This is a genomic window from Neobacillus sp. DZ-9, assembly GCF_059587065.1.
The window spans coordinates 91259-116088 of the sequence record NZ_JCAIOL010000007.1; the positions used below are offsets into that span (position 1 = coordinate 91259).

The following is a 24830-nucleotide window of genomic DNA, read 5'->3' on the forward strand; positions in this document are numbered from 1 at the left end:
ACACTGAAAAATATATTGCCAACTTGGACGTAAGATTCCATCCATTAGTAAAAAAATAATAGGCATATAGCCCTAGCGATTTTATGTATAGTCTGTTAAGTTCCCGTAACACGCTTTTCGTGCGTTCCCCTCCTCTAACCGCAAATTTTTGGGTATAATAAAGGAATATGGATTTTTTTAAAAAACGTATTTATTTTTCAAATAAAGGGGGTCGCGGCCTTGGAGTCGATACCTGAAAATGAATTAATGGATTCCTTTACAGAGGAAATCCGGGATTTGCTGAGTCCGAATTCTGCCGAGGATGCGCGACTCGTCCAAAAAGGGCTTATGCTGTACCGGCAAGGACTGGTTACCCAATTACATAGAGAAAAAGATGAGGTTACAGCGGTTGTGCAGGATGTGACGCCTGTAAAGGTGTTACTCGACCTTAGTTTTTATACGTTGAGCGAATGTGCATGTCCGCACGAGGGCTGGTGCCGGCACAAGATGGCTGTTTTTTTTGCGGCCTATGCGAAGGTGGGCAGTGTCTCGGACTGGGTGGCAGAATGGCGTGAACCGATGCAGGAGAAGAAGTCTCTCTCGGACTGGGGCATGCAGACGGCGAAGGATTTAATCAAGGCAAACGGTGTGCTGAAGCCGGATTACAGCCGCTGGGTGCACTCATTTGAGGTCAGTTTTGATACCCTGCTCGCTACGAAAAAATACACGAGTCCATACGTCATTCCCGAGTTGTACGATATCTATTCTAGGCGTATCCATGCCAGTGCACCGGTTGAACAGGAATGGCGCATGCTCTATGACTTGATCGGGATTGTGGTATCTTTCCGCAAGCTCGCTGTGCTGACAGAGGATCTGGGGCACGGTGAAGAAATGGTTAAGCGTGTCTATCTTCATTTATTCCATAATTTAATGGATGATGCCGAGGAGCTAGTCGGCAAATTTGGTGTGCAATCGCTGCCGTTTGCCTTTGATGAGTTTATCGAGAAACTGAAGGACGATGCGTTCGAACTGCTGACCTGTGCTTCGGTGCTGGAATATGAGCGGATTTACTTGTACCGCCTTCTGTGGGCCCAGCTTTTTAAAAAGAAGCCTTGGCGCGAGGCTGAATTGGAGAAAATCCAGACACGCGGGAAGGAGCTTCAAGACTGGGAAAATCCTCTTCCACTTGTGGCTGGGAGGATTCACTTGAATTTTCTGCTGCAAAACGATGAGCTGGCCATGAAAATGCTCGGGATGGTTAACGATGCCACGTTCACGCCCTATCTGGTTTATTGGATTGATTATTTGAGTCAATTGAAGGCATGGCGCCGCGTCGGGCCGGTGGTTGATTTATTTTTACAAAAAATCAAAGGGTATTTAGAGGTGTTGGGCGGATATCGCAGCTGTACGACGTTCACAAGGACTGCGCTCCGGGCGATTGCCTCTTATTGCGCGGAAAGCGACCGGGCGGATCTGTATGAGCGGGCATTGCTGCAGACACTTCCTTACAGTTTTGCCGAGTATGAGAATTTGCTGTTTGAACGCGGGCAGTACGATCGCTGGGGCGAGCTCCATGCGTTTGCCGGTATGGAATTTTATGATTTACCGAAGGACCGGCTGAAGATTGTCGAGAAGGAGCGTCCAGAGGTGCTGCTGGCGATGCTCCACCAAACCGCCCAGCGCGAGATCGACCAGAAAAACCGGGCGAGTTACCGAATGGCCGTACGGCATCTGAAAAAACTTCGGACCCTGTACAAAAAGCTGAAACGCGTCGACGACTGGCAATACTTTTTGGATACCCTGATGGAACGCACCAAAAGATTGCGGGCATTTCATGAAGAATGCCAGCGGAGCAAGTTAATTGAGGTTTCAACAGAGTAGTGCCAAGTTTGGTGTCAGGCACCATTTGTGAGCTTTTGGACATTTTTTAATGTGCTTTGGACAATTTTCCTATTGTTTTGGACATTTATAGAGTTATATTGGACATTTTTTCGGGGGCTTTGGACATTTTCATAAACATTTTGGACTATTAGACATTATATGGAAATCACATATTATCCAAATGGTACCCAACCAAACAAACCCCTTCCTAACTTAAAGGAGTTTACATATCGATGCTTAAAACAAGGTTTATGAAATTGCTGACAACTAAATTAGGTGAAGACCGATTTTTTCTTACTGCTCAGGATGAGCATGGCGACAACATGGACCCATCCATCTGGAAGAATCTCGTTTTCAGCAGCCATGCGGAAAGCTTCTTCGGGACACTCCTTGAGACTGAGACAGTCGGCGATGCCTCCGGTGTGGCGGTCAGCGGCTGGCAGCTGGTCTCCCTTTTTGCCAAGGAGTCATTCAACCGCTTTATTGAATGGGACTGGAATGAGCAATCCGAGATTTGCCTGGCCGCGGCTCATTCCCTGCATGAAGGCATCTTGGAAAAAGACTGGCTCCCCGACTTCTCGGTCTGGGAGAACGGTGATTTCCGCTGGAAGCTGCCGGAACGGGTCCAGGATGAGTTTGATCCGTCTTTTTGGGAACAAGAGGTCGAACCAAATGCATCACAATCCACACGCACCTACATTTCCGATTTATACAATAGCGCCCTCGACGCCTATCTCACCAGGAATTCAGCAATGAAAGAGCTGTTCGGACCAAAGCTCGACCTCCTGAAAAAGCAAAATATCTCTGGCGGTGAGTTGGCCCGCTATTTCGATGAAGAAAGCTGGCTCGAATGGGTGGGCATTAAGGAAAGCGACACCCCCTTCACCATCGGGCTCCGGCTGGATGAACCGATTGAGGGTGAAGGCGCCTGGACACTGGATATCTTTTTGCGCGGCAAGAAAAATACTGATGAGGTTTATGATATCGAAGGAGTCGCGAAAATCCCGGCGAAGTGGCGACCATTTTTAGAAAAAGTAGACCGCGAGCAGGCGCGCTGGATCAGGCTGATTCCATGGCTTAGCGAGGACGGTTATCTTAAAACACACCTTACCGAAGAAGAAGCGTGGATGTTTTTAACGGAGGCAAGTGAGACGCTGCTTGCGCTCGATGTTGAGATTCTCCTTCCTTCCTGGTGGCAGGCCATGAAAAATGCCAACCTCAAGGTGAAAGCGTCGCTGAAAGGAACCTCCAGTCACCGTCCTTCGTTTGTCGGACTTCAGGCCATGCTTGACTTTAACTGGCGCTTTTCGATGAATGGAGTCGACCTGTCCGAAGAAGAATTCGGCAAGATGGTCGAAGAAAAAAGACGGCTCGTGTATATCCGCGGCCGCTGGGTCAAGCTCGATCCACAATTCATCCGCCAAATTCAAGATTTGATGAAGCGGGCTGAAAAAGAAGGACTGCATGTCCGTGATTTACTTGAGCAGGAGCTAATCGAGTCCACTGAAACAGAGGATGAACTGGAAAATCCGAAGGCGTTTGCGAAAATTCAAATTGAGCTGAACCGTCAATGGAAACAAATGATGAAGCAACTGTCCGAGGTGCACGAAATACCGCTTGTAGACGTGCCTTCCGGGCTGAACGGCGAGCTCCGCCCTTACCAGCAGCTCGGTATGAGCTGGCTTTGGTTTTTACGACAATACGGATTTGGAGCCACTCTCGCCGACGACATGGGCCTCGGCAAAACCGTCCAGCTCATCTCCTATTTGTTGAAGGTGAAGGATGAGGAAACAGTGGTGCCTGACACCGTTCCCACAACACGGAGCAAGAAAACGAAGGATGAGGCACCTGCGAAAACTCCGACGAAGGCGGCGCTGATCATCTGTCCGACCTCTGTGCTTGGAAACTGGCAGAAGGAGCTCGAGCGTTTTGCTCCGGAGATGAATGTCTACCTCCACTACGGTTCGAATCGCCTGAAAGAGGAGGCTTTTTCCGAAAAAGTCCAAGATGCCGATGTCGTGCTCACTTCCTATGGTTTGAGCCACCTGGATTCCGAGGAGTTCGAGTCCCAGCAGTGGAGCTCCATTGCCATCGATGAAGCGCAGAACATCAAGAACGCGCAGACGAAGCAATCGAAGGCAGTCCGCAAGCTGCGCGGCCGCCACCACATCGCACTGACGGGAACACCGATGGAAAACCGTCTATCCGAGCTGTGGTCGATTTTTGATTTTACCAATCACGGCTATCTTGGCAGCCTGGGGCAATTCCAAAAGCGATTCGTGATTCCGATTGAAAAAGATGAGAAAAAGGAAAAAGTGCAGCAGCTGCAATCGTTGATTCGGCCGTTCCTGCTGCGCCGCACGAAAAAGGATGAAGAGGTCGCCCTCAACCTCCCAGACAAACTCGAGCAGAAAGAATACTGCCCGCTCACGGCTGAGCAGGCATCATTGTACGAGCAGCTCGTCCATGACACTTTTGCAGAGATTGAAAAATTGTCTGGCTTCGAGCGCAAGGGGTTAATTTTACAAATGCTAAGCCGCTTAAAACAGCTGTGCAACCACCCTGCCCTTTATTTAAAAGAAAAATCGGCGGACCGGCAGCTCCTAGACCGCTCCAATAAAATGGATAAGCTGGTTGAATTGATTGAGGCGGTCCTCGAGCAAGGTGAAAGCTGTCTGATTTTCACGCAATACATTGAAATGGGTGAAATGATTCGAAGTACGTTGAAAAAGAACTTTGGGATCGAGGTGCCGTTCCTCAATGGCAGCGTATCGAAAACGCAGCGTGACGATATGATTGAACGGTTCCAAAATGGCGAGTTCCCGGTATTCTTGCTGTCCTTAAAAGCTGGCGGAACCGGCTTAAACCTAACCGCAGCGAATCACGTCATCCACTATGACCGCTGGTGGAATCCGGCCGTTGAGAACCAGGCCACCGACCGTGCCTACCGCATCGGCCAATCGCGCTTCGTCCACGTGCACAAGCTGATTTGCACTGGGACGCTCGAGGAAAAAATCGACGCCATGCTCGAGAAGAAGCAATTTTTAAACGACCAAATTATTCAAAGCGAAAACTGGATCACCGAGCTGTCAACGGATGAACTGAAAAATCTGGTGAATTTAGGATGAAATAGGGACCCTAATCGAAAAGGGTCCCTTCCCTATTTTTTAAAAGAAAAACTTCTAACGCCTCGAAAAACAGCCCATTTAAAATTAACTAACACCGTTCCAACAATAATCGTCAACGTCCCGAGCGCGGTCAGCCAAGAAATATATTCATCATAGAAAATCACGCCGAGGATCACGGCAATCAATGGTGAGATATACAGCCATGTCGAAGGAAAAACCGGATTGGTCCGTGAGACCAGCCAATAAAAAATGGTATGGCCGATCATCGAACCAAAAATCGTTAAATAAACAAGGGAGCCAATGGAAGCAGTGGTTAAGAGTTTTTCAGGCTGAATGTCCTGGGTAAACAAAGACAGCAGGATTAATAGGATCCCGCCATGCATCATTTGCGCTGCATTCAAGGCAATCGGCGATACCGTTTCAAATTTTTGGACGACCCGCTTTGTATAAATCGCCCCTGTTGCATAAAAAACCTCTCCAATTAGAATGGCGAAACAGCCAATCATCCAAAAGGGGTTTAATTCGATTGAAAAACTAGGCAGGATTAACAGCGTGACCCCTATGAGCCCCACCATACAACCAATAAAGGATTGCCGGTTCCCTTTTTGTTTTAAAATCAAGGTCTGAATCACTAAAATCATCATCGGGCCTGTCGCTGATAAAACAGCGGCAATCCCAGATGTCACATATTGTTCTGCCCAATAAAGCGTTGAAAACGTCCCAAACGTTAAACAGATTCCGGTAAAAAACATTTCTTTCCGGAATAACAGCCGCAGCGGTGTTTTTTCTTTCCAAACCATAAAGCCAAACAGCAGTAAGCCTGCCAGAAAGAAACGGAGTCCTGCTGATAAAAATGGCGGCACCCCTGCATCGACGCCAATTTTAATCCCCAAAAACGTCGTTCCAAAAATCAAACACATCAAAATATAATTCATTATAATCATTCCTATAACTCCCCCTTTTTTTCTATCATAAAAGAAGGGCATTAGAACAGATGGAATCAAATAGAACAGATTGACCGGAATCGTGGTACAATCACATTACAGAGGAGGGGTAGATGTGAAGCCGCTTTTTCAAGAGGTTTATGATTATGTGCTGAACCGAATCGAACGCGGGGAATGGAAAGAACATGACAAACTGCCCTCCGTCCGCAAGTTAGCATTTGAAATGGACATTCACCGATTAACGGTCTTAAAGGCTTACCAATTACTGAAACAGGACGGCAAAGTATATGTAAAAGATAAGGCCGGTTATTTCGTCGAGCCGGGTGGGATGGAAAACCTGGAACATTTCGATAACCCTATCGTTTCCGCCTATGTTCAAAAAAATCATTTATCGGAAATCCATCAATCACCGGTTTCCTATCAATTTTCTCAGGCGTTGATCGATCCCAATCTTTTGCCGAATCATTTCCTTTCCGATTATGTGAAGAACGTGTTTGACCTTTATCCAAAGGTCCTTGCCACCTATTCGACGGTGCAGGGGGATGCAGAGCTGCGCGAGGTCCTTAGTCACTATTTCATCCGCCGCTATAAAACCCATCTCGCTGCCGATCATCTATTAATCACTTCCGGCTCCCAACAAGCGATTCATTTAGTTGCACAAGCTTTGATTAAGCCGGGGGACGTTGTACTGTTCGAACGTCCGAGTTATAGTGCGGCGATTGACCTTTTTCAATCATATGGGGCAAAAATCGAAGCGGTGGAAATCCATCCGGATGGGTACGACTTAGCAGAGGTTGAATTATTTTTTAAAAATAATAAACCGCGCCTGTTTTATCTCAACCCAACCTTCCATAACCCGACCGGCTATACGGTTCCCACCTGGCAGCGGAAAAAGCTGGTCGAATTGGCGGAACGATATCGCTGTCTTTTAATTGAGGACGATGCCTATCATGACATCTATTTCGACCAGACACCGCCGCCGCCCATTTACACATTTGATACAGCCGGGACCGTCATTTACATCCGAAGCTTTTGCAAGTATATTTCACCAGGTTTGCGAATTGCCGCGGTTATTTGCCAATCATCGTTAATGAAATCACTTATCACGGTAAAATCATTATCCGATAATGGCTCGCCGCTTCTTAATCAAAAAATATTCCTCCATTATTTTTCATCCGTAAGATTGCAGCAGCACTTAGAGAAACTCCGGATCGCCCTGCAAATTCGAAAAGAAATTATGGAGGAAACTTTGAAGACAACGGATTGGTATTGGACCAGTCCTAACGGCGGCCTGAATTTATGGGTGAAGCTGCCCGGTCATCTTTCTACAGAACTTTTATTGACCAAAAGTATTGCGCAATCGATTTCCTTTGTGCCGGGCCAAGTTTGTGATCCCTTAAAACTACCATCCTCCTGGATCCGGTTAAGTTATTCTTACGTCAATGAAAAGCAGCTGCGTGAAGGGATGGGTAAGTTTGTGGAAGTGGCACAATCACTTTTGGAGTGATTCATCAATCTTCAGTTCCTAAAACGTCTGTATTAGGCGGTTCATAACCCATCTGGCGCATCATCGCGACAATTTGACCTTTATGATGGTATTCGTGTGTAATGGTATGCATAAGCAATTTGCCTGGCGTGATGGTGAGTGGTTCCGGTGTTTCTCTCCAGGGGATGTCCCTTTGTATCGGCTCATTCAATTGATTCCCGAGTAATTCCAATAACTCGTTGACATATGAATCAGCCTGTTCAAAGCGTGCTTTTATTTCATTTACATTCATTTTTGGAAAATCTTCTTTTGGGGTTAACGGCTTTTTTGTTTTTAATAAAACAAATGAGCCAATCCATGCGTGATAGCAATCGGCTACATGTACCAAGGTGTCTCTCACACTTTGAAAGCCAAATCCATTTTGGCGGGTAAAATCCTCAGGTTCCAGCTCCCTGCAAAAGTCGAGTAATATTTGCCGAGTCTGTTGGACCCAGGCGTATTCGTTTTGATGCATAGGCACACCTGCTTTCTTAGTTTCTTTAACGTATCTTTTATTGGTGGCTTGCTGTCCCAAAAAGGTCCTGAGATTTTGAATCGGCGGAACATTATTCTTTTACTCCTACCACTCGAATTCTCTTATAATCCGCCTGCCATTGACCATTTTGGTTTAAAACTTCTTTGAGGGCTTTTTCAACTCTGTTTGGACACCGATTTGATGCAGCTTGTTCGCTAAATCCCCTGTACCGCAGCCTAGATCAAGGATGCTTTCCCCCTGCTGAGGTGCGAGCAGGTTGACCAGGTCCTCACCATACTGAGAAACAAAAGCATGCTTACTGTCATATAAACCGGCATTCCAACCATCCGCTTTAACCGTTCCAGCCATTTCCCACTCCCCCAAACTCAAACAGTTTTATCTCCAAACCAATATAACAGAAAATTAGAAAAATTACTTTCTTAATGATTGGTGTCAGGCACCATCCGTGTACACTTGTCCTCGTACAGTGAACACAAAGAGGACCCCGACTATGGTTGCCGAAGTCCTTTTTTGTATGTTGCGATTTGTTGATTCCGTGAGTTTTAGGGTAATTTCCGCGGATTTTATTGTTTATCTCGCTGATTTCCAGTGGAATTCCGCGAACTCTTGTATTAATTCCGCGAAGTTCACACTTTATTCCTCCACTGTCACAATGAAGAGAACCCAGTTTCCCCTTTAAAAATCAAAATTATCCGGATCTGGTCCGACGCGATGGTTTTGGTTCAATTCATCGATCCTTTGCATGTCCTCATCCGAAAGTTCAAAGTCAAACACCTGCGAGTTTTCGATGATGCGGTGCTCCTTGACCGATTTTGGGATCGTGACGACGCCATTCTGCAGGTCCCAGCGCAAAATCACTTGTGCTGTCGATTTTCCGTATTTGCTTGCGATTTCTACCAAAATTTCATTATCCAGCAGCCCACCCTGCATTAAAGGAGACCACGCTTCAAGCTGGATTCCGTGCTCCAGGCAAAACGCTTGGACTTCTTTTTGGGTTAAGCGCGGATGGTATTCCACCTGGTTTACCATTGGTTTAATCTCCGCATCGGCCATCAACTCTTCAAGATGGTGAACCTGGAAATTACTCACGCCTATCGCCCGAACCCGTCCGTCTTTATATAGCTTTTCCAATGCCCGCCATGCTTCCTTGAACTTCCCTTCAACCGGCCAGTGCACCAAGTATAAATCTAAATATTCTAACCCTAGCTTTTCAAGGCTTCTTTCGTATGCAGCTATGGTCGCTTCGTATCCAAGGTCAGCATTCCAAACCTTAGAGGTGACGAATAATTCCTCGCGGGTAATCCCCGCCTCAGCAAGCCCCTCACGGATTCCTTCTCCTACTCCCGCTTCGTTTTCATAAATCGCGGCTGTATCGATGCTGCGATAACCATGTTTGATTGCAGACTTCACTGCATTCACCAAAACAGGGCCTTCCTCCACTTTAAATACTCCTAAACCAAACCATGGCATTTTTACACCGTTATTTAGTATTGTTGTTGTTTGTAAGTTCATTTAACAAACCTCCTCTAATTTTGAAAAACTAAGGTCACGCCGTTCCAACGAACGGCTCAAACCTGTTAAGATAACTGCCCCAAAAACCATCAATGCTCCAATCCATGTGGTATGGATGAGTCCGATCGAATCGGTGATTGCTCCTCCCAGGAAGGACCCAATCGCGATACCTGCGTTAAATGCGGCAATGTTCAAGGCGGACGCCACATCCACAGAACTCGGCACGAAACGTTCCGCCAACATTACAACATAAACTTGCAGGCCTGGGACGTTCATAAAAGCAAGCAGTCCCATCAAAATAATCGTGATTAAGCCAGCCGTTTTAAATGGGGCTGTAAACATCAAGGCAAAAAGCACGAGGGCATGGACGATAAACATATAGAATAAGGCGCTGATTGGATTGCGGTTCGACAGCTTTCCGCCGACCATGTTTCCAATCGCAATAGCCACACCGTATGCGAGTAAAATAATTGCCACAGTTCCTTCCTTAAAACCAGTTATATCCTGGAGCAATGGCGATAAATAGGTGAAGACAACGAATGTCCCGCCATATCCAAGCGCCGTGATGCTGAAAAGTAGTAAAAGCCGGCTATTGGTCAGGGGCTTGAACTGATTGCGAAGGCTTGTCTGAGTTCCTTTTTTCAAAAATGAAGGAATGAGTGCAAGGTTCGCGACCAATCCGATAACTCCAACTGCCACAATCAGGACGAAAGCGAGCCTCCAGCCGAATTGCTGTCCGATGAAGGTTCCGAACGGCACGCCGGTCACAGTGGCGACGGTAAGGCCAGAGAACATGATCGAGATGGCGCTCGCACGTCGGTTTGCCGGAACAAGGTCCGCGGCGATGGTTGAACCAATGGACATAAAGACGCCGTGTGCCAGGGCTGAAATCACGCGTGCAGCCAGCAGAACGCTGATGGTGGTGGCGCTGGCGGCGATGCTGTTGCCGATGATAAAAATAATCATGATCCACAGCAGCAAAGTTTTACGTGACATGCGTGATGTCAAAGATGTTAAGACGGGGGCGCCGAATGTGACCCCGAGTGCGTATAAAGAAACCGTCAGTCCTGCGGTGGTGACGGAGATATTTAGATCTTTGGCGATCAGCGGCAGCAGGCCGACGCTGATAAATTCGGTGGTTCCGATAGCAAAGGCACTCACAGCTAAGGCCAGCAGCGCCAACGTGCTTTGTTTTTTATTTAAAGGCATTGATGCTTCCTCCTCTTGCTTGTTTTTTAACTTACAAATGTTATTATGGGATATATGAAAGTAATTAGGAAGTACGCACTTTAAAGTGCTATAGATACCAAAAAGTAATATAGGTACTTTTTAGTGCCTATCAAATAGGAGGATGGACTGGCCATGGAAAAAAAGAAGTACAATATATCAGTTGAAGCGACGCTTGAGGTAATCGGAGGCAAATGGAAGTGTGTCATCCTTTGTCATTTAACGCACGGGAAAAAGCGAACCAGTGATTTGAAGCGGCTGATGCCGAACATTACGCAAAAAATGCTGACCCAGCAATTGCGAGAGCTGGAAGAGGACGGGGTAATCAACCGGATTGTTTATAATCAGGTGCCGCCAAAGGTGGAATACGAATTGAGCGAATACGGCTCGAGCCTGGAGGGGATTCTGAATTCACTTTGCGACTGGGGCGAAAAGCACATCACCAAAGTATATGGCGACAAATTCTCCGTCCTTGAGGACAACATCCTGAACCAGGACCTTAAGTAAATGTTGTAGGGTGGGCTATGCTGGCTTGATGGCTGGGTTCATTGCCCTTTATGCTTGAAAAAGGGAGCCCTCGGGCAATGAAACCCCTGTTCATTTACCGTTTTACTTAAAAAAGTGCTTCCTCGGGCAATGAAACCTCAGTTCATTTACCGTTTTACTAAAAAAAGTGCTTCCTCGGGCAATGAAACCTCAGTTCATTTACCGTTATACTAAAAAAAGTGCTTCCTCGGGCAATGAAACCTCAGTTCATTTACCGTTTTACTAAAAAAAGTGCTTCCTCGGGCAATGAAACCTCAGTTCATTTACCGTTATACTAAAAAAAGTGCTCACGCGGGCAATGAAACTTCAGTTTATTTACCGTTATACTAAAAAAAGTGCTCACGCGGGCAATGAACACACACTTCATTTACCACAACACTAATAAATGAGAGCTAACTGGCAATTAAAACCCCAATCCTAACCACAAAAGCCCAACAAAAAAAGAGACCCACAACGCTAAAAGTTTGTGGATCTCTTCTGAATTCTATTGCATAATAATGACTTTTACTGTTCTTCTGCCCCATGCTAAAGCTTGAGAGTGGCTTGGCATAAACACGTCGATTTTGTGTCCTTTGATAGCGCCGCCCGTATCGCCTGCAATGGCTTCGCCATAGCCTTCTACCCATACTTTACTGCCTAGAGGGATGACACTTGGGTCAACAGCAATTATTTTTAGGTTTGGATTGGCCTTTAAATTGTAGCCCATAGTAGTTATACCTGAACAGCCCGCGCAGGAAGCAGTATATGCGGATGCCGATACATACATCTCTTTACCCTTTACTGCTGCCGATGGCTTGCTTTGAACAGGAGCTGATACTGGTCGCGCTTTTGCCGGTGCTGTTTCGCTGGCAATCTTCGCTTGGATGTCTTTCATCTGTGATTCAATGCCGGCTTTTTCCTGCTCGGCTAATGCCATTTGCTGGACAATTTGACTTAATTTCTGCTGCATGGCGGTTAAGGCCTGCTGTCTCTTTTGGAGATTTTGATCAAGCTCTGCCTGCTGCTTCGCAAGTACGGTTTGATCTTCTTCTAATCTCTGTTCTTGTCTATCAATCTCTTTTTTATCGTCTTCAATCTTCTGCAAATCTTCTTTTTGTGCTGTTAAAATATCTTTATCCGCGTCCATTAAAGCAGATGCCGCACTTGCACGCTGAATGAATTCAGAGATGCTGTCAGATTCAAAGAAAAGGTTTATCACAAGGCTCACGCTATCGTTCTGCTGAAGAGCGACTGCCCTTTGCTTCATAATCCCTTTGCGAGCAAGGATTTTATCCTCAAGGGCGACGATTTCTTCTTTCTTCTTTTCGATCAACTGGTTGGTTGCATCTATTTTCTTTTGCGTATTCGCCATTGATTCTTTGTTTTGTGTAATAAATGTATATAGAGATTGTAATTCTTGCTGAATATTCTCGATTTCTTTATTAACTGTTTGCTTTTCTTGTGCTTTTTGCTCTACTAATTTTTGCTGCTGCTCAAGCTGCTGCTTAGCATTATGTAGGGCTTGGCCATTTGTTTGTGCATATGTAACCATAGTACCAGTTTCACATAACACCAATGTAAGTAACACGAGAATGATACGCTTTATTGTCGTTTGCATACGTTTTCTCCCTTCCTTAGTACTATAGTTATATCAGAACAATGTACCAGTTATGTTACAAATAGATTAAAAGAGTATCACAAATTGTCATAATACAAAGGAAAGTGTCAATCCTGTGTCATAACAGTGTCAGTTTTTCGAACTCATTTTTTTGAAAAATATGTATCTTCGACCTTATCTTCCTCCAGTTCCTTTTCCTCCGACAAAACGCGCATCTTTTTTCTTTTTCGCACACTTGTTTTTCCACTCGGGAAAAAGCTTAAGTAGGATACCTTATCTCCTTCTTTGACGGCAAAGTGATGAAAAAGGTCAAATACTTCTGTTTCCGTTAATTGGCGATGTCGTGAAAAAAGCTGCAGAGATTGCTTTTGGTAGATAAGATGAATGTTGGAATCATAGAAGTGGATTTGAATGTTTGCATTGCTGTAAAGCGGGATTGATTGATAGGATGGGGTCTTAGGTGATTGCGGTGATTGATTTGAAAGTAGGATGGCATCGTAAAAACTCGGTTTCCTTATGAACTTCAGGTTTTTCTTACACTTTTTTTCTCCAATAAAAATTAATGAATTTCTACTCTTCAAGCAAAATCCCCCTAAATATTTCATTTGTATACATTATTCGACAATAATTTAAATCTTTCCTTCCTTGGAAAGAAAAAATAACATCAAAGAAGCCGCTGACACGTGTTCAGCGGCTTCCTAAAAAAAAACAGGGGGGTTTTTCAATTAGTTTTCCCAAAAGATTATTTTTTATACTAAAAAAATTCCGGCATTCAACTGCTGCCGGAATCCAGATTTGGGGATGGTCTCGAAGACATGATTGATTTTCTTTTACTGGGGAAATCGTTGGTTAGCTTATGGGAAATGGAATGTTTTTCGAGCTTTTATGCGGGTAATTGGAGTGGATTCTAAGGGGGCTTCTTTCCCTGATTACAAGCTGTTCCTCTAAAATGAGGCATTCCAGCTGACTAACGCGCTTTTGCAGGCTGTCGACATTTTGATTGGCTTTTCCAACCATTTTGATCAAGCTTTCCAGCATCTGCTCTACGTTGGCCGTATCTTTATTGTTAAAATCCAATGGAGACTTCCTCCCTTTTTTGTTCTGGCGCAGAATCAGGTCTTTGTTCTGGCACAAACTCGTGTCTTGGCTCTGGGACTGGACCACGGCCTTGCTCTGGAAAAAACTCATGTCTTGGCTCCGGGATTGTCTCACGCCTAGGCTCCGGCGCAGCTTCACGTCTCTGCTCTGGCACAATGTCACGCTGCGGCTTGGTGCTTAGGAAGCGCACGGATTCCGCGATAACTTCAGTAACGTACACTCTCTTTCCCTCTTTTTCATAATGGCGGGTTTGCAGACGGCCAGTTACCCCCAGCACAGCCCCCTTTCGACAATATTTACACGTATTTTCGGCAGCATTCCGCCAAAGGGTGCATTGGACAAAATCAGCTTCGACCTCCCCATTGTGGTTGCGATAGTGGCGATTCACCGCTAAAGTAATGTGAGTTACATGGGTACCTTCCGTTGTTGTCCTTAATTCCGGATCCCTCGTCAGCCTGCCGACAAGGGTGACTTGATTAATCATGTCTTCAACTCCTTCGCATTTGATGGTTTCATCATACGCTCCGGGCCCGTCGCCTGTAAAACCGCGTTAAGGGCTTTTTCGAGACTGTTTTTGTTCAAAAAACTGTTTTTACAGGGGGTTTTTGTCATGGCAAGTTGTTCGTTTTTCAACAAAAGCGGATATTCCTAATTTCGACAAATATTTTTCGACATTTGCTTTTTTTTAGCGTATGTTATAATTAGGTAAAATAAACACAGGAGGTTATGATGAAATCGTTTAAGTTATTCTCGTTGGAAGTTGTGGAAAATGACACTTCGGTTGAAGTCCCGTTAGAAGATGGCTTGATTCTCAATAAAGAAGACGAACGCTCCACCTGGCTGATGGAGGCTTATACTGATCTCACCCTCTATGATTATTTCAAAAACATTTTCGAGCAAAAACGCGACATCATTGTCGAAGCGGTTATCACAAAAAAGGAGAACGCCCCTGCGTTTTTCCAAACAAAAATTAGCTCGTTAACGAAATTTGAAAAGCACATCAGCGTCTTATTTGAAGGCCATCTGCGCCGTAATAAAAGCGACTATTCCGAGCTCCTGCTCGAAAATCTGCTTCAAAAAGGACTGGAGGGTACGGCCCTTCTCAACGAATTCAAGGAAAAGATGAAGAGCAAGCCAAAGCTTAAAGTGAAGAACACTTAATCTGAGACCAGTCTTCGGACTGGTCTTATACATTGTTTCCCCATCCCTAAAACATACTAAGAATAGAGGCCTAAAGGAGTGAAACGTTTTGAGTGGTACAATCAGTTTACTAATTGCAATTGCATTTGCGGTTTACTTGTTTATTGATGCTCCCAAGCATAATAAAAGTCGCTGGCTTTGGGCCATCTTAGGATTCATTTTTGGACCAATTGCTCTGGGGATTTACTTGATTCAAACTGGCCGTAAGGTGCTGGGCTGGATTATTACCATTGTCGTTGGATTGGGTTATATCTTAATGATTATATTGGTCGTTCTGGGCGCAGTTCTTTTTGCGAAAGGAATGTAAGAAGGGACAAGCCGCTCTCGGGCTGTCCCTTTTTCTTATTCGTCTTTATTATCGGCATCGTGGCGGTCAATATCATCCTCGATTATTTCTTCTCGTGGAGTATTATTGTCCTTGCCTGGGTCTTTGTCCGTAGGTGTGTTTTTATCCTCAGATTCCGGATAGTGGTCTCGGTTAATGAGATTATTATTGTTTAAATCATTGTTACGGTTATTCAAATTATTCTCGTATTTGTCATTAACCCCATCATTGTCCAAATCGTTATCAATTCTGTTATTGGTTGGCGGCGGAGGATTCATATCATTTTTCGTATTGGTATTACAACCTGTTAACCCAAGCAACATTGCAGATAGGATCGACCCTGAAAGCAGTAATGATATCCTTTTCTTCAAGGCAGAAAGCCCCTTTCAACTAAAATTTGACCTTTTGGTCTGCTATTAGTTTCCCCAGGGGACCGAGAATATTTTATGGAACTTTTTTGAAAAAAAACAACCGGGAGCCCCGGTCGTTACCTGAAATTTATTCTTTTTTGTCTCCTAATGCAAAAGTGATTTCCGCTTCGCAGGCGACTTCGCCATCAACGGAGGCGACGGCTTTTCCTTTTCCAATTGGCCCGCGCAGACGAATGATTTCCACTTCAAGGCGAAGCTGGTCGCCAGGTTTTACCTGCTTTTTAAAGCGGCAGCCGTCTATTCCTGCAAAAAAGGCTAACCGGCCGCGGTTTTCTTCTTTTTTCAACATGGCCACTGCTCCGACCTGCGCAAGTGCTTCGACGATTAAGACACCAGGCATTACTGGATAATCGGGAAAATGGCCATTGAAAAATTCTTCATTGGCGGAAACATTTTTAATGCCTACCGCACGAACGCCTTCTTCCACTTCTAAAATGCGGTCAACCAACAAAAATGGGTATCTGTGCGGTATAATTTCTTTAATTTGATCGATATCAAGCATAGAATTAGTACCTCCTACTAGTAGCTCATATTTATTTTCTATTCTATACTTAAGGTACACAAAAAGGAAGGGAATTAGCTCCCTTCCTTCCATTTATTTTTTATCAATTAAATCGCGAATATGTGTCCAGGTGGATTCTTTAAAAACATCTGCGACCTTCCCGCCTCCAAGTACTCCGTAGCCGACGACAGCTCCTGCCATCAGGCTGATAAAGACGAACACGACCAACAGAACTAGACGTAGCCAGATCGGAATCAAACGGATCCTGACCCGTTCCTTTCCATTTTGGGCTGCGGCTTGTGGTTTCACTTCTGTCTTTTCTTCGTTTACTTTTTGAGCCGCTTTTTTATATTCTTCTCTCGTTCGCACTTGATGTTGGTTTAGATTATTAACAGACATGCTTTATTTCCCCTTTAACCGAATTCCGAAGTTGCCTTTGAAATCAGTGAGTTAATACATATTATGTCACATTTATTCTATTATAAAAAATTATTCATCATTACACATTAACTTTTTACAGAAAAAAGTCAATTCATGTTAAAAAACCACGAAAAATGGGGAATTTTTTTAAAAATTTTTCGTTGCTTTGCGCTTCAGGCACTACCGCTTTCCGCTGGCGCGCAGGAGTCCAATCAATATTGTTATACAACAAGTGACATTATCACAGATTTATAAAAATAAAAAAGTCCAATGAATGAGGCTTATCCGAGCCTGCTACATTAGACTTTTTGTGGTTAGATGTCATACAACCTAAATCAGAAAAAAATACCAATTATCTGCAGTGGTCAGAATCCAATTATCCAAATTTCCTATTTTGAATCCGATCGATGTTATCAAGCATGATGCCAGTTCCGATTGCAACGCAGTCCATTGGATTTTCGGCTACAAGAACGGGAACCTTCAGTTCATCCGCAAGCAGCATATCGATGCCGTGCAGCAATGCTCCGCCGCCGGTCAGAATGACGCCTCGGTCAATGATGTCGGCAGAAAGCTCTGGCGGTGTGCGCTCAAGGACACTTTTGGCAGCCTGAACGATAACGGCCACGGATTCGTGCAATGAGCCTTCGATTTCTTCGGAACGAACGGTAATCGTGCGAGGCAGACCGCTCACCATGTCACGGCCACGAATTTCCATTTCTTCCGAGCGTGAACCTGGGAATACAGTACCGATGTTGATTTTTATATTTTCAGCTGTACGCTCGCCGATCAACAGCTTGTACTCGCGCTTAATGTAGTTGAGGATTTCCATATCGAACTTGTCGCCAGCCATTTTGATGGAGGAAGAAGTCACGATATCGCCCATTGAAAGGACTGCAACATCTGTCGTTCCTCCCCCGATGTCCACTACCATATTACCGCTTGGCTGGAAGATGTCCATGCCTGCGCCAATCGCCGCTACCTTTGGCTCCTCTTCAAGATAGATCTTTTTCCCGCCGCTCTTTTCAGCTGCTTCACGGATCGCTTTTTGCTCAACGCTTGTAATGTTCGTTGGGCAGCAAATCAAGATGCGCGGCTTGGATAAAAACCCTTTTACGTTTAGTTTATTAATAAAATGTTTTAACATTGCTTCTGTAACGTCAAAGTCTGCGATAACGCCGTCCTTAAGCGGGCGAATCGCGACAATATTTCCTGGTGTACGGCCGACCATGCGGCGGGCTTCCTCACCGACGGCAAGCACCTTGTTTGTATTTTTGTCAATGGCAACGACAGAAGGCTCGTTTAATACGATTCCACGGCCTTTTACGTGAATCAGCACGTTAGCCGTTCCTAAATCAATCCCAATATCCCTTGCAAACATTCTCTTTTCTTTCCTCCTCAGAGCGGAATTCCACATACTTTTCCTAATTGTCTATTGTATCATATTCATTACAATTTCCATAACAATATAAAAAAATAACGTAGAATTTTGCAGAAGTATGACAGCTATGAGAAGAATATAAGAGAACACCTTGAAATACGTGCGTTTCCTGTGAAAATCTCGTTAGAAAATTTAATCTCTTTTAAAACAAAAGTGATGTTTGAAACGAGGTTCAAACATCAAGAAATTAGCTATTTTCGAAAAGGATCATGGCTTACTTGACAGCCTCTCCTTCCTTTTCTTCTTTTTGATACTTCATTTTTGTCGCCTCGCCGCCCCTGAGATGACGAATCGATTTATGATAATCTAATATTTCCTTTACTTCGTTTGCCAGCTCTGGATTAATTTCAGGTAGTCTCTCTGTCAAATCCTTATGGACTGTACTTTTGGATACGCCAAACTCCTTCGCAATCACGCGAACCGTTTTCCTCGTCTCCACGATATACTTTCCAATCTTGATAGTTCTCTCTTTGATGTAATCGTGCACACTCTCGCCCTCCCTAAATTGGATGTGAGTAGTGTGAAATGAGACCCGCTTATCACTTCGACCAATTCTGCTTCCGCATGGAATGGAGTGTTTTTTTGTGGTGTCAGGCACCATAAAAAGACATTTTCGCCATTTTGTCCATTTGGGGTGGACACTCGATTTTTTAGGTGGCACCATGCGGCAGAAAGTAATGTACCTTCTGATATCATACAATGAATAATCATGTCCCCGGCTGAATTCCCGCTAACTTCAAACGACTCTTCACCTCAAACACTCTCTTTGTAAAGGTTTGTAACAGTTTATTAGCTTGGATACGGGTTTATGCACAAAATCCCGAATCGGGACAAGGCTTTTCGGAAATTTTTTGATAAATAGGACACCTTCCATTTTTTCGACAATCCTGTTGTATCGCCTAAAACCGCTTGTTATTAAGGTTTTTCTAGGAAATACAGTCATGGTCGGCATTATTTCCTGAGAAATTTGTCGAGCAAAAAATTATTCAAAAATGGCAATTTTGTAGTCAGAAACGTCGTTCACCTCAAATTTTCTACCCCAAAATCCCTCAATTTTTTTGCTATCGCCTTCGACCACTTCGACCACGATGATAAAAACATTTAAAATTTATAAAGAATGGGGGATAAGTATTTTTTCAAATCTTATATAATAAGTTTATGTTGTCTGAGAAAGGAATAATGCTGTGACTCCCTTTACTGAAAATGTCATTGAAATCATTCGAAATATCCCAGCTGGAAAAGTTATGACTTATGGCCAAATCGCCGCGTTGGCCGGCAGTCCAAGAGCAGCGCGCCAAGTCGTCCGCATCCTTCATTCCATGAGTAAAAAACACCGCCTTCCCTGGCACCGTGTCATCAATGCCAAGGGGCAAATCGCCCTGCAGGACGAAGAATCCTACCAGGAACAGTTGTGGTCGCTTGAAGCCGAAGGGGTAGAAGTAGGCTTGAATGGTGTGATCGACTTAGAAAAATATCAATATAAGCCGTTTGAATCCTAGCCGAAAAAAATCACAAAAGTAGTTTCGCCGATATAATAAACGTTTCACTGGAACTAGAACTGAACTGTAGCCGGAACCGGCGACAAAAAAACCAACCCGAATCTCGGATTGGTTTGGAAGCCTCACTTCATTTTCATAAAAATGTTCTTCACCTTTTTAACCGGTACCTGCGAACCTCCTCGGCCCTGCACTCCTTCGACCATCATCGCCACCATCAGACTCGGAGAATTGGTGTTGTAGGCGATGAACCAGCCGTTTTCGGTGCCGGTTTCGCCTTGCTTCTGCTTAATCTCCGCCGTGCCCGTTTTTCCAGCCAAAGGATAGTCAGCCATATCTGCAGAATGACCCGTACCTCCTGCATCGGCCACAACCTTTCTTAAATCAGCCGCGACCATCCCTGCATGCTCACTCGAGACCACCGATTCCCGCCATACCTGGTTCCGCTGCTCTTCGTCCAATAGAATCGGCTTAATCATATTGCCATTATTCATAAATGGGGTATATGAAGCAAGCAAATGGACGATGCTCATTTGAATCTGCCCCTGTCCGTAGCCCGTATCGGCTAGCGATATGTCGCTTTCCATCGCACCAATTTTTGATGTTTCAAGTGGATACGGATACGTCAGCTCTTCCTCAAAGCCAAACTTCTTCAGCCCGCTCGCAAACGCATCCTTTCCCATTTTCAACGCCGCCTGCGCGAAATAAATATTGTCCGAAAACACGAACGCCTTCTCCAAATTAATCGGGCTGCCTTCGTGCACCCGTGTCACGAAATAGCCGCCCCAAGAGGCATCCTTTTGCCATTTCTTCCCGAGGATTGGCACCGTATCGCCTGGCGATATGGACCCGCTCTCAAGTCCTACAGAGGCGGTGATAGCCTTCATAACAGATCCAGGTGCATAATCCTGCTTAAACCGTGTCGTCAGCGGTTTTTTGGCATCTTCCTGCAGCGCCTTCCACTCATCCGCTGAGAACCCCAGCGCCGCTTGGTTCGGGTCAAACGACGGACTGCTGACAAGTGCCAGCGTCTCCCCGCTGACCGGATTCATCGCTGCTGCTGCTCCAGCCTCTCCGCCCATCTCGTCAAAGATCGTCTTCTGCGTCCCGCCGTCGATCGTCAGCTTAACATTCTTCCCGTCCGCTACAGGTTTTTCCGCAAGCACTTCCTCTGAACCGGAGCCGGAGCCCGTGGCAGTACCGCCAGCCTTCTTTTTAATCACGATTTTAACGCCGCTCGTGCCCTTCAACTGCTCATCGAGCACTTGCTCGAGCCCGCGCTTCCCGATTACATCACGACTTGTATAACCTTTGTCCTTTCGCTTCTCCAGCTCATCTGCCGTAATCGGCCCGACATACCCGATTAGTTGCGCAGCAGCCTGGCCGAAAGGATAAACCCTCGCCTCTACTTTCCGCGTTTTGACCGGCTCAAGTGCAACAAGCTGGGCAACCCGCTCCGTGTCATCCATTGATACAGATTTCAGCGGCACAAACAACCCGGGCTTCACCCAGCTTGCACTCAAAGCCTTATTGATCTGTTCCGGCGTCATATTCAACAGAGGAGCAAGCTGCGCCATCACCGGCTCATTTACCTCCCCGGCTATTACGCCCACCTCATACGCCTGGCCATTCACCGCAAGCCCGTTTCCGTTCCGGTCAAGAATCTCTCCGCGCTTAGGTGCAATCGTGTTCAGGCCAATCGTATCGCCCTCCTTTAATTTTGGAAAAATATACTCTGTATTCCAGTCTACATACCAGTTCGTTTTTTCATTTTCGCTGGGGTCTTCCTTCAACAACTTCGCTGTCTGGGTAAATTGAATAGGTCCAGCAATACTGCTCATTTTAGCGGTAAAAGAATATTGGGCCTTCTCCTTATCGGCCTGTTTATCCTCTTTTGGTTTTTTGAAGTTAATCTTGAGGTCTTTAATCTGAAGGTCTTGGTAGATTTTTTGATAGCGGCTGGTGAATTCATCTTTGGTGATATTCTGTCTTGCATCGTTTGAAAGATAGTCATACATCTTATCAAACTTTTGCTGATTCCATAGAGCTATGTAGTCAGAGAATCTGTCCTGAGGCGTCGGTTCCTTGCTGCAGCCAGTGATAATAAGGACAACAACAAATACTGCGAGCACGCCCCTCATTAATCTTTTCAAAAAAATCCCTCCTTTTACTACATTCTACCATGGTGTCAGGCACCATAAAAAGACATTTCTACTGAATTGTCCGCCACAGGAGGACACATATGTTCGTACGCTAATGATGAGAAAAAAATCCAGTTTATTCACTGGATTTTGGTTTTGATATGTATAGTTGAAATCCGTAGAGTGCGAGTGCGAAGCTTAGTGTTGTGTATAATAGCTGCTTTGGTGTGATTCTGATTAATTTATACATGCCTAGTTTTTCAAACATTTTATTGAGAGGATATAAGAGCACTGTATCCATGAAAAGATTAATCAAACCATATAGCCAAAATCTCCCGAAACTCAAATGGAATATCCATATCGTGCCGACAAAATACGGACCAAAAATAAAGCTAAAGTCATTAAAGATTTTTTTAGATACGCCTCCTCTGACTCTCCACCATTTAAACCGAAATGATAAGATACTTAGAACCAAGACCAGTAATGATGAAAACGTGGCCACCGGTGTATATTTTTTTACTGATTCTTTTGGTAGATAAAAGATGGACAGCCAAGAAATAATAAGTAAACCGAAACGAATAATTGCTGGCATGTAACTACCTCCATGAAGAAAGTTTCTGAGAGGTTAGTTTTTCAAAAAGTTACATTTTTTTCCTTAAAAACAAAAAAAAGAGGAGAGTTCCCTCTTCCCCCTTTATTACAAAATTAAGAGTTTTTCTTGTCTTTTGAATCAATAGATTGATCTTCTTTATCAGAAGGAGTGTCATCAGAAGCAGGATCTTCAATCATTTGATCATCTTGCTTTTGTTTCGGCATTTCCACTGACTCTGTGCTATCGTTCGATTGTGTGTCTTCCTGTAAAGCACTCAACGATTTGTTAAAGTAGTTTGTTGGGTTTACAGCCACACCATCTTTACGAATTTCAAAATGTACATGCGTTCCAGCTTTTTCATTGAACAAGCTTTGTCCAGCCTTGGCAAGAACTTGTCCTTGTTTTACTTCGTCGCCAACCTTGACCTTAATTTCTTTTACGGATTGATATTGTGTAACAACCCCATTGTCGTGCTCGATTTCAATCACGTTACCGAGAACAGCATCTTCTTCAACACGAGTAACCTTTCCGCTTAGTGATGCCAAAACGTCAAACGTTTCGCCATTTTTCACGGTAATGTCGACACCTGTGCTTTGGTTATAGGTGTTATCGTAATATACTAAAGCTGCTTCCTGATCCTCTGGTTTTGCATTGAAATCATAGAATTTCGTTTTGATAACTGGAGCTTTTTCCATTGTTACCGGCATTTTGAAGTTTTCTAAAGCTTTGTTAACTTCAACAGCTGGTGCCTGGTTCTTTTTACCAGCGATATCAGTAGACTTGTAGTCGTACTTATCTGTTTTACTGCCGCTCGCTTGATACCAAAGAACTCCGGTTAAAATGATTGCTGCACTTGCGATATAGATGGCTGGAAAGACCCAACGCTTCTTAAAAAAGCGTTTTGCACTGGAACTTTGAGAAGATCGTTTGTTTTCTTCCTCTCTCATTTTCATCACCTCAGCAATCATTCTGAACAGATAAGTAGAATTATATACACTAGTCTGAAAAAATTTTTAAAACTTATTTTTCGACACGGAGGGAGTTTTTATGCATGAATGGAGGAAATTTTTTTTGCGCAGTCATTTGTCTAGTTTTATTTAATAGAGTAGGAAGTAATCGTAGATGGCTGGTCACTTTTTAAAATTTAACGATCACTTTCAATATTTTATCAGTCACTTCCCTATTTCGAGCAGTACATCTTTCGAATCCACCCAATAAAAAAACCAAAAAGCCAGGCATCTACGCCTGGCCCCTAATGCTATTTTTGCGCCGTAATCGTCGCCAGCATGTTTTCTGCTGAGGTGATTTCGACACCTTTGTAGTAATGCTTCACAATCTCCTTATAATCCGAACCTTCCTCCGCCATTCCGTTCGCGCCATACTGGCTCATCCCGACGCCATGGCCGAAGCCCTTCGTGGTGATGACAATGTTACTTCCCTTTCGCTCCCAGGCGAAGTCGGAGGATCTTAAATCCAATTTGTCGCGAATTTCTTTCCCACTGAAGACCTTCCCGTTAAAATTGACCTTGCCCACCCGTTTTCCTGTAGTCCGTTCCACAATTTTACCTATCGTCCCGCTTGAACCAATCTTTACCCCCAGCTTCGCCTCAAACTCCCGAACCGCCATTACCTTTTGGCTATTAAATTTAGGTGAATTTTTATCCCAAGGACTCGAAACACTTCTTAAATAAGGAATGCTGCCGGACCAATAATCCTCAGAGTTTTCCGTATAGCCATTACTGGTAGAGAAAAACAACGCATCAATCGGCTTGCCTTCGTAAGTCAGAATTTGCCCGCTCGTCGACCGGACGGCCTCTAAAACCTTTTTCTTCTTCCATTCAAAGTCCTTGCCCCAAGATTTTCTTTGCTCATCATCATTCATATACACTTGATGATTTTGAGTGTCATTGACCTGAGCACCTTTTGGGACGCCGAGCGTATCTTTTGTTATTAATCTGTGAACGATATAGGTCCTTGCCGTCAGCGCCTGGGCCTTGAGTGCCTCCTCCTCGAAATCAGCAGGCATTTCAGCCGCCACAACCCCGACGAGATAATCCTCTAATTGGACCTTTTCAATCTTTGACTTTGAAAACCGAAAGACCGATACCTCCACTGCAGGATCTTTAGATGTGGACGTCACATCTGTGACCTTCGCCGAGGGCTTGGATAGATTCTCGCCTAATTTTCCACTTGCCTTATGTTCATCTGAAAATGGTAATACAAGTACAGCGGGGATAATTAGAGTCAAGGCAATGAGGAATGCTGCTAGTGCGATGAATGGTTTGATTTTTATCATGATTGTGCCTCCAGTTTGTAATTTGCAGCCGGACACACTGCCGGAATGCATCTCAC

General features: G+C 44.6%; 23 protein-coding genes and 2 pseudogenes. 7 read left to right on the forward strand and 18 right to left on the reverse strand.

Annotated features, from left to right (window positions below; genetic code table 11):
• The first annotated feature begins 219 nt into the window (after window positions 1-219).
• Together AC59HZ_RS19890 and AC59HZ_RS19895 are read left to right on the forward strand one after the other, a co-directional pair.
• On the forward strand, window positions 220-1860 hold the full coding sequence (locus AC59HZ_RS19890; RefSeq protein WP_496547542.1) for an SWIM zinc finger family protein: 1641 nt from the start codon (window positions 220-222) through the stop codon (window positions 1858-1860).
• A 233-nt stretch (window positions 1861-2093) separates the two neighbouring features.
• A complete protein-coding gene (locus tag AC59HZ_RS19895) occupies window positions 2094-4988 on the forward strand; it encodes a DEAD/DEAH box helicase (RefSeq protein WP_496547543.1) in 2895 nt (964 codons plus the stop codon).
• Window positions 4989-5020: 32 nt separating this feature from the next.
• Here the strand turns inward: AC59HZ_RS19895 and AC59HZ_RS19900 are convergent, their stop codons facing one another.
• Window positions 5021-5932 (reverse strand): DMT family transporter, encoded by a 912-nt coding sequence (locus tag AC59HZ_RS19900; RefSeq protein WP_496547544.1) that lies wholly within the window; start codon window positions 5930-5932, stop codon window positions 5021-5023.
• 70 nt (window positions 5933-6002) lie between these two features.
• Here AC59HZ_RS19900 and AC59HZ_RS19905 point away from each other — a divergent pair, with 70 nt between their 5' ends.
• Complete coding sequence (locus tag AC59HZ_RS19905; protein WP_496547545.1) at window positions 6003-7439, forward strand: aminotransferase-like domain-containing protein; 1437 nt, start codon at window positions 6003-6005, stop codon at window positions 7437-7439.
• A gap of 4 nt (window positions 7440-7443) precedes the next feature.
• Here the strand turns inward: AC59HZ_RS19905 and AC59HZ_RS19910 are convergent, their stop codons facing one another.
• The 4 genes and pseudogenes from AC59HZ_RS19910 to AC59HZ_RS19925 form a co-directional block, all read right to left on the reverse strand.
• Window positions 7444-7992 carry a DinB family protein gene (locus AC59HZ_RS19910; protein ID WP_496547546.1) on the reverse strand — a complete coding sequence of 183 codons (549 nt, stop codon included), beginning with the start codon at window positions 7990-7992 and terminating at the stop codon, window positions 7444-7446.
• A 129-nt stretch (window positions 7993-8121) separates the two neighbouring features.
• Window positions 8122-8301 (reverse strand): annotated as a pseudogene (locus AC59HZ_RS19915) (SAM-dependent methyltransferase); the annotation flags it as partial.
• Between the two features lie 327 nt (window positions 8302-8628).
• Window positions 8629-9465 carry a glyoxal/methylglyoxal reductase gene (gene pgoN / locus AC59HZ_RS19920; RefSeq protein WP_496547547.1) on the reverse strand — a complete coding sequence of 279 codons (837 nt, stop codon included), beginning with the start codon at window positions 9463-9465 and terminating at the stop codon, window positions 8629-8631.
• Window positions 9466-10674, reverse strand: a complete 1209-nt coding sequence (locus AC59HZ_RS19925; protein WP_496547548.1) for an MFS transporter — start codon at window positions 10672-10674, stop codon at window positions 9466-9468. It lies immediately after the preceding gene.
• A 153-nt stretch (window positions 10675-10827) separates the two neighbouring features.
• Between AC59HZ_RS19925 and AC59HZ_RS19930 the strand changes: the two genes are divergently transcribed.
• Window positions 10828-11199, forward strand: coding sequence for a winged helix-turn-helix transcriptional regulator (locus tag AC59HZ_RS19930; protein WP_430070119.1), 372 nt, complete (start codon window positions 10828-10830; stop codon window positions 11197-11199).
• A 523-nt stretch (window positions 11200-11722) separates the two neighbouring features.
• Here AC59HZ_RS19930 and AC59HZ_RS19935 read toward each other — a convergent pair.
• The 4 genes and pseudogenes from AC59HZ_RS19935 to ssb all read right to left on the reverse strand — a co-directional run.
• On the reverse strand, window positions 11723-12835 hold the full coding sequence (locus AC59HZ_RS19935; RefSeq protein WP_496547549.1) for a 3D domain-containing protein: 1113 nt from the start codon (window positions 12833-12835) through the stop codon (window positions 11723-11725).
• A 143-nt stretch (window positions 12836-12978) separates the two neighbouring features.
• Window positions 12979-13416, reverse strand: coding sequence for a hypothetical protein (locus AC59HZ_RS19940; RefSeq protein ID WP_496547550.1), 438 nt, complete (start codon window positions 13414-13416; stop codon window positions 12979-12981).
• A gap of 268 nt (window positions 13417-13684) precedes the next feature.
• Window positions 13685-13912: a hypothetical protein gene (locus AC59HZ_RS19945; protein WP_496547551.1), complete on the reverse strand. Its 228-nt coding sequence runs from the start codon at window positions 13910-13912 to the stop codon at window positions 13685-13687.
• A gap of 184 nt (window positions 13913-14096) precedes the next feature.
• Window positions 14097-14417: pseudogene (gene ssb, locus AC59HZ_RS19950) on the reverse strand (single-stranded DNA-binding protein); the annotation flags it as partial.
• A 242-nt stretch (window positions 14418-14659) separates the two neighbouring features.
• On the opposite strand from ssb, the gene AC59HZ_RS19955 reads away from it, so the two are divergent.
• Entirely contained in the window at window positions 14660-15094 is a 435-nt protein-coding gene (locus tag AC59HZ_RS19955; RefSeq protein ID WP_496547552.1) for a YwpF-like family protein, read from the forward strand.
• An 88-nt stretch (window positions 15095-15182) separates the two neighbouring features.
• Window positions 15183-15440 carry a hypothetical protein gene (locus tag AC59HZ_RS19960; protein WP_430070103.1) on the forward strand — a complete coding sequence of 86 codons (258 nt, stop codon included), beginning with the start codon at window positions 15183-15185 and terminating at the stop codon, window positions 15438-15440.
• A gap of 35 nt (window positions 15441-15475) precedes the next feature.
• Here AC59HZ_RS19960 and AC59HZ_RS19965 read toward each other — a convergent pair whose 3' ends face one another.
• The 5 genes from AC59HZ_RS19965 to spoIIID all read right to left on the reverse strand — a co-directional run bounded on the left by AC59HZ_RS19965 (window position 15476) and on the right by spoIIID (window position 18736).
• Window positions 15476-15829, reverse strand: coding sequence for a hypothetical protein (locus AC59HZ_RS19965; RefSeq protein ID WP_496547553.1), 354 nt, complete (start codon window positions 15827-15829; stop codon window positions 15476-15478).
• A 127-nt stretch (window positions 15830-15956) separates the two neighbouring features.
• Window positions 15957-16391: a 3-hydroxyacyl-ACP dehydratase FabZ gene (gene fabZ / locus AC59HZ_RS19970; RefSeq protein WP_223594799.1), complete on the reverse strand. Its 435-nt coding sequence runs from the start codon at window positions 16389-16391 to the stop codon at window positions 15957-15959.
• Window positions 16392-16484: 93 nt separating this feature from the next.
• Window positions 16485-16790, reverse strand: a complete 306-nt coding sequence (locus tag AC59HZ_RS19975; RefSeq protein WP_496547554.1) for a DNA-directed RNA polymerase subunit beta — start codon at window positions 16788-16790, stop codon at window positions 16485-16487.
• 397 nt (window positions 16791-17187) lie between these two features.
• Window positions 17188-18189, reverse strand: coding sequence for a rod shape-determining protein (locus AC59HZ_RS19980; protein WP_496547555.1), 1002 nt, complete (start codon window positions 18187-18189; stop codon window positions 17188-17190).
• 274 nt (window positions 18190-18463) lie between these two features.
• A complete protein-coding gene (gene spoIIID / locus AC59HZ_RS19985; protein ID WP_007086083.1) occupies window positions 18464-18736 on the reverse strand; it encodes a sporulation transcriptional regulator SpoIIID in 273 nt (90 codons plus the stop codon).
• A 697-nt stretch (window positions 18737-19433) separates the two neighbouring features.
• On the opposite strand from spoIIID, the gene AC59HZ_RS19990 reads away from it, so the two are divergent.
• Window positions 19434-19748: an MGMT family protein gene (locus tag AC59HZ_RS19990; protein ID WP_496547556.1), complete on the forward strand. Its 315-nt coding sequence runs from the start codon at window positions 19434-19436 to the stop codon at window positions 19746-19748.
• 122 nt (window positions 19749-19870) lie between these two features.
• Here AC59HZ_RS19990 and AC59HZ_RS19995 read toward each other — a convergent pair whose 3' ends face one another.
• The 4 genes from AC59HZ_RS19995 to spoIID all read right to left on the reverse strand — a co-directional run bounded on the left by AC59HZ_RS19995 (window position 19871) and on the right by spoIID (window position 24774).
• Window positions 19871-21898 (reverse strand): penicillin-binding transpeptidase domain-containing protein, encoded by a 2028-nt coding sequence (locus tag AC59HZ_RS19995; protein ID WP_496547557.1) that lies wholly within the window; start codon window positions 21896-21898, stop codon window positions 19871-19873.
• A 124-nt stretch (window positions 21899-22022) separates the two neighbouring features.
• On the reverse strand, window positions 22023-22478 hold the full coding sequence (locus AC59HZ_RS20000; RefSeq protein ID WP_496547558.1) for a hypothetical protein: 456 nt from the start codon (window positions 22476-22478) through the stop codon (window positions 22023-22025).
• Between the two features lie 113 nt (window positions 22479-22591).
• Window positions 22592-23425 carry a stage II sporulation protein SpoIIQ gene (gene spoIIQ, locus AC59HZ_RS20005; RefSeq protein WP_496547734.1) on the reverse strand — a complete coding sequence of 278 codons (834 nt, stop codon included), beginning with the start codon at window positions 23423-23425 and terminating at the stop codon, window positions 22592-22594.
• Between the two features lie 311 nt (window positions 23426-23736).
• The gene (gene spoIID / locus AC59HZ_RS20010; RefSeq protein ID WP_496547559.1) at window positions 23737-24774 is read right to left on the reverse strand and encodes a stage II sporulation protein D; all 1038 of its coding nucleotides are present in this window, start codon (window positions 24772-24774) and stop codon (window positions 23737-23739) included.
• Window positions 24775-24830 lie beyond the last annotated feature (56 nt).

Excerpts from the sequence above, each read along its gene's own strand:
- AC59HZ_RS19895 (WP_496547543.1), top strand. The coding sequence starts at position 2,094 with ATGCTTAAAACAAGGTTTATGAAATTGCTGACAACTAAATTAGGTGAA.
- AC59HZ_RS19900 (WP_496547544.1), bottom strand. The coding sequence starts at position 5,932 with ATGATTATAATGAATTATATTTTGATGTGTTTGATTTTTGGAACGACG.
- pgoN (WP_496547547.1), bottom strand. The coding sequence starts at position 9,465 with ATGAACTTACAAACAACAACAATACTAAATAACGGTGTAAAAATGCCA.
- AC59HZ_RS19925 (WP_496547548.1), bottom strand. The coding sequence starts at position 10,674 with ATGCCTTTAAATAAAAAACAAAGCACGTTGGCGCTGCTGGCCTTAGCT.
- AC59HZ_RS19930 (WP_430070119.1), top strand. The coding sequence starts at position 10,828 with ATGGAAAAAAAGAAGTACAATATATCAGTTGAAGCGACGCTTGAGGTA.
- AC59HZ_RS19935 (WP_496547549.1), bottom strand. The coding sequence starts at position 12,835 with ATGCAAACGACAATAAAGCGTATCATTCTCGTGTTACTTACATTGGTG.
- AC59HZ_RS19955 (WP_496547552.1), top strand. The coding sequence starts at position 14,660 with ATGATGAAATCGTTTAAGTTATTCTCGTTGGAAGTTGTGGAAAATGAC.
- fabZ (WP_223594799.1), bottom strand. The coding sequence starts at position 16,391 with ATGCTTGATATCGATCAAATTAAAGAAATTATACCGCACAGATACCCA.
- AC59HZ_RS19975 (WP_496547554.1), bottom strand. The coding sequence starts at position 16,790 with ATGTCTGTTAATAATCTAAACCAACATCAAGTGCGAACGAGAGAAGAA.
- AC59HZ_RS19980 (WP_496547555.1), bottom strand. The coding sequence starts at position 18,189 with ATGTTTGCAAGGGATATTGGGATTGATTTAGGAACGGCTAACGTGCTG.
- AC59HZ_RS20000 (WP_496547558.1), bottom strand. The coding sequence starts at position 22,478 with ATGCCAGCAATTATTCGTTTCGGTTTACTTATTATTTCTTGGCTGTCC.
- spoIIQ (WP_496547734.1), bottom strand. The coding sequence starts at position 23,425 with ATGAGAGAGGAAGAAAACAAACGATCTTCTCAAAGTTCCAGTGCAAAA.
- spoIID (WP_496547559.1), bottom strand. The coding sequence starts at position 24,774 with ATGATAAAAATCAAACCATTCATCGCACTAGCAGCATTCCTCATTGCC.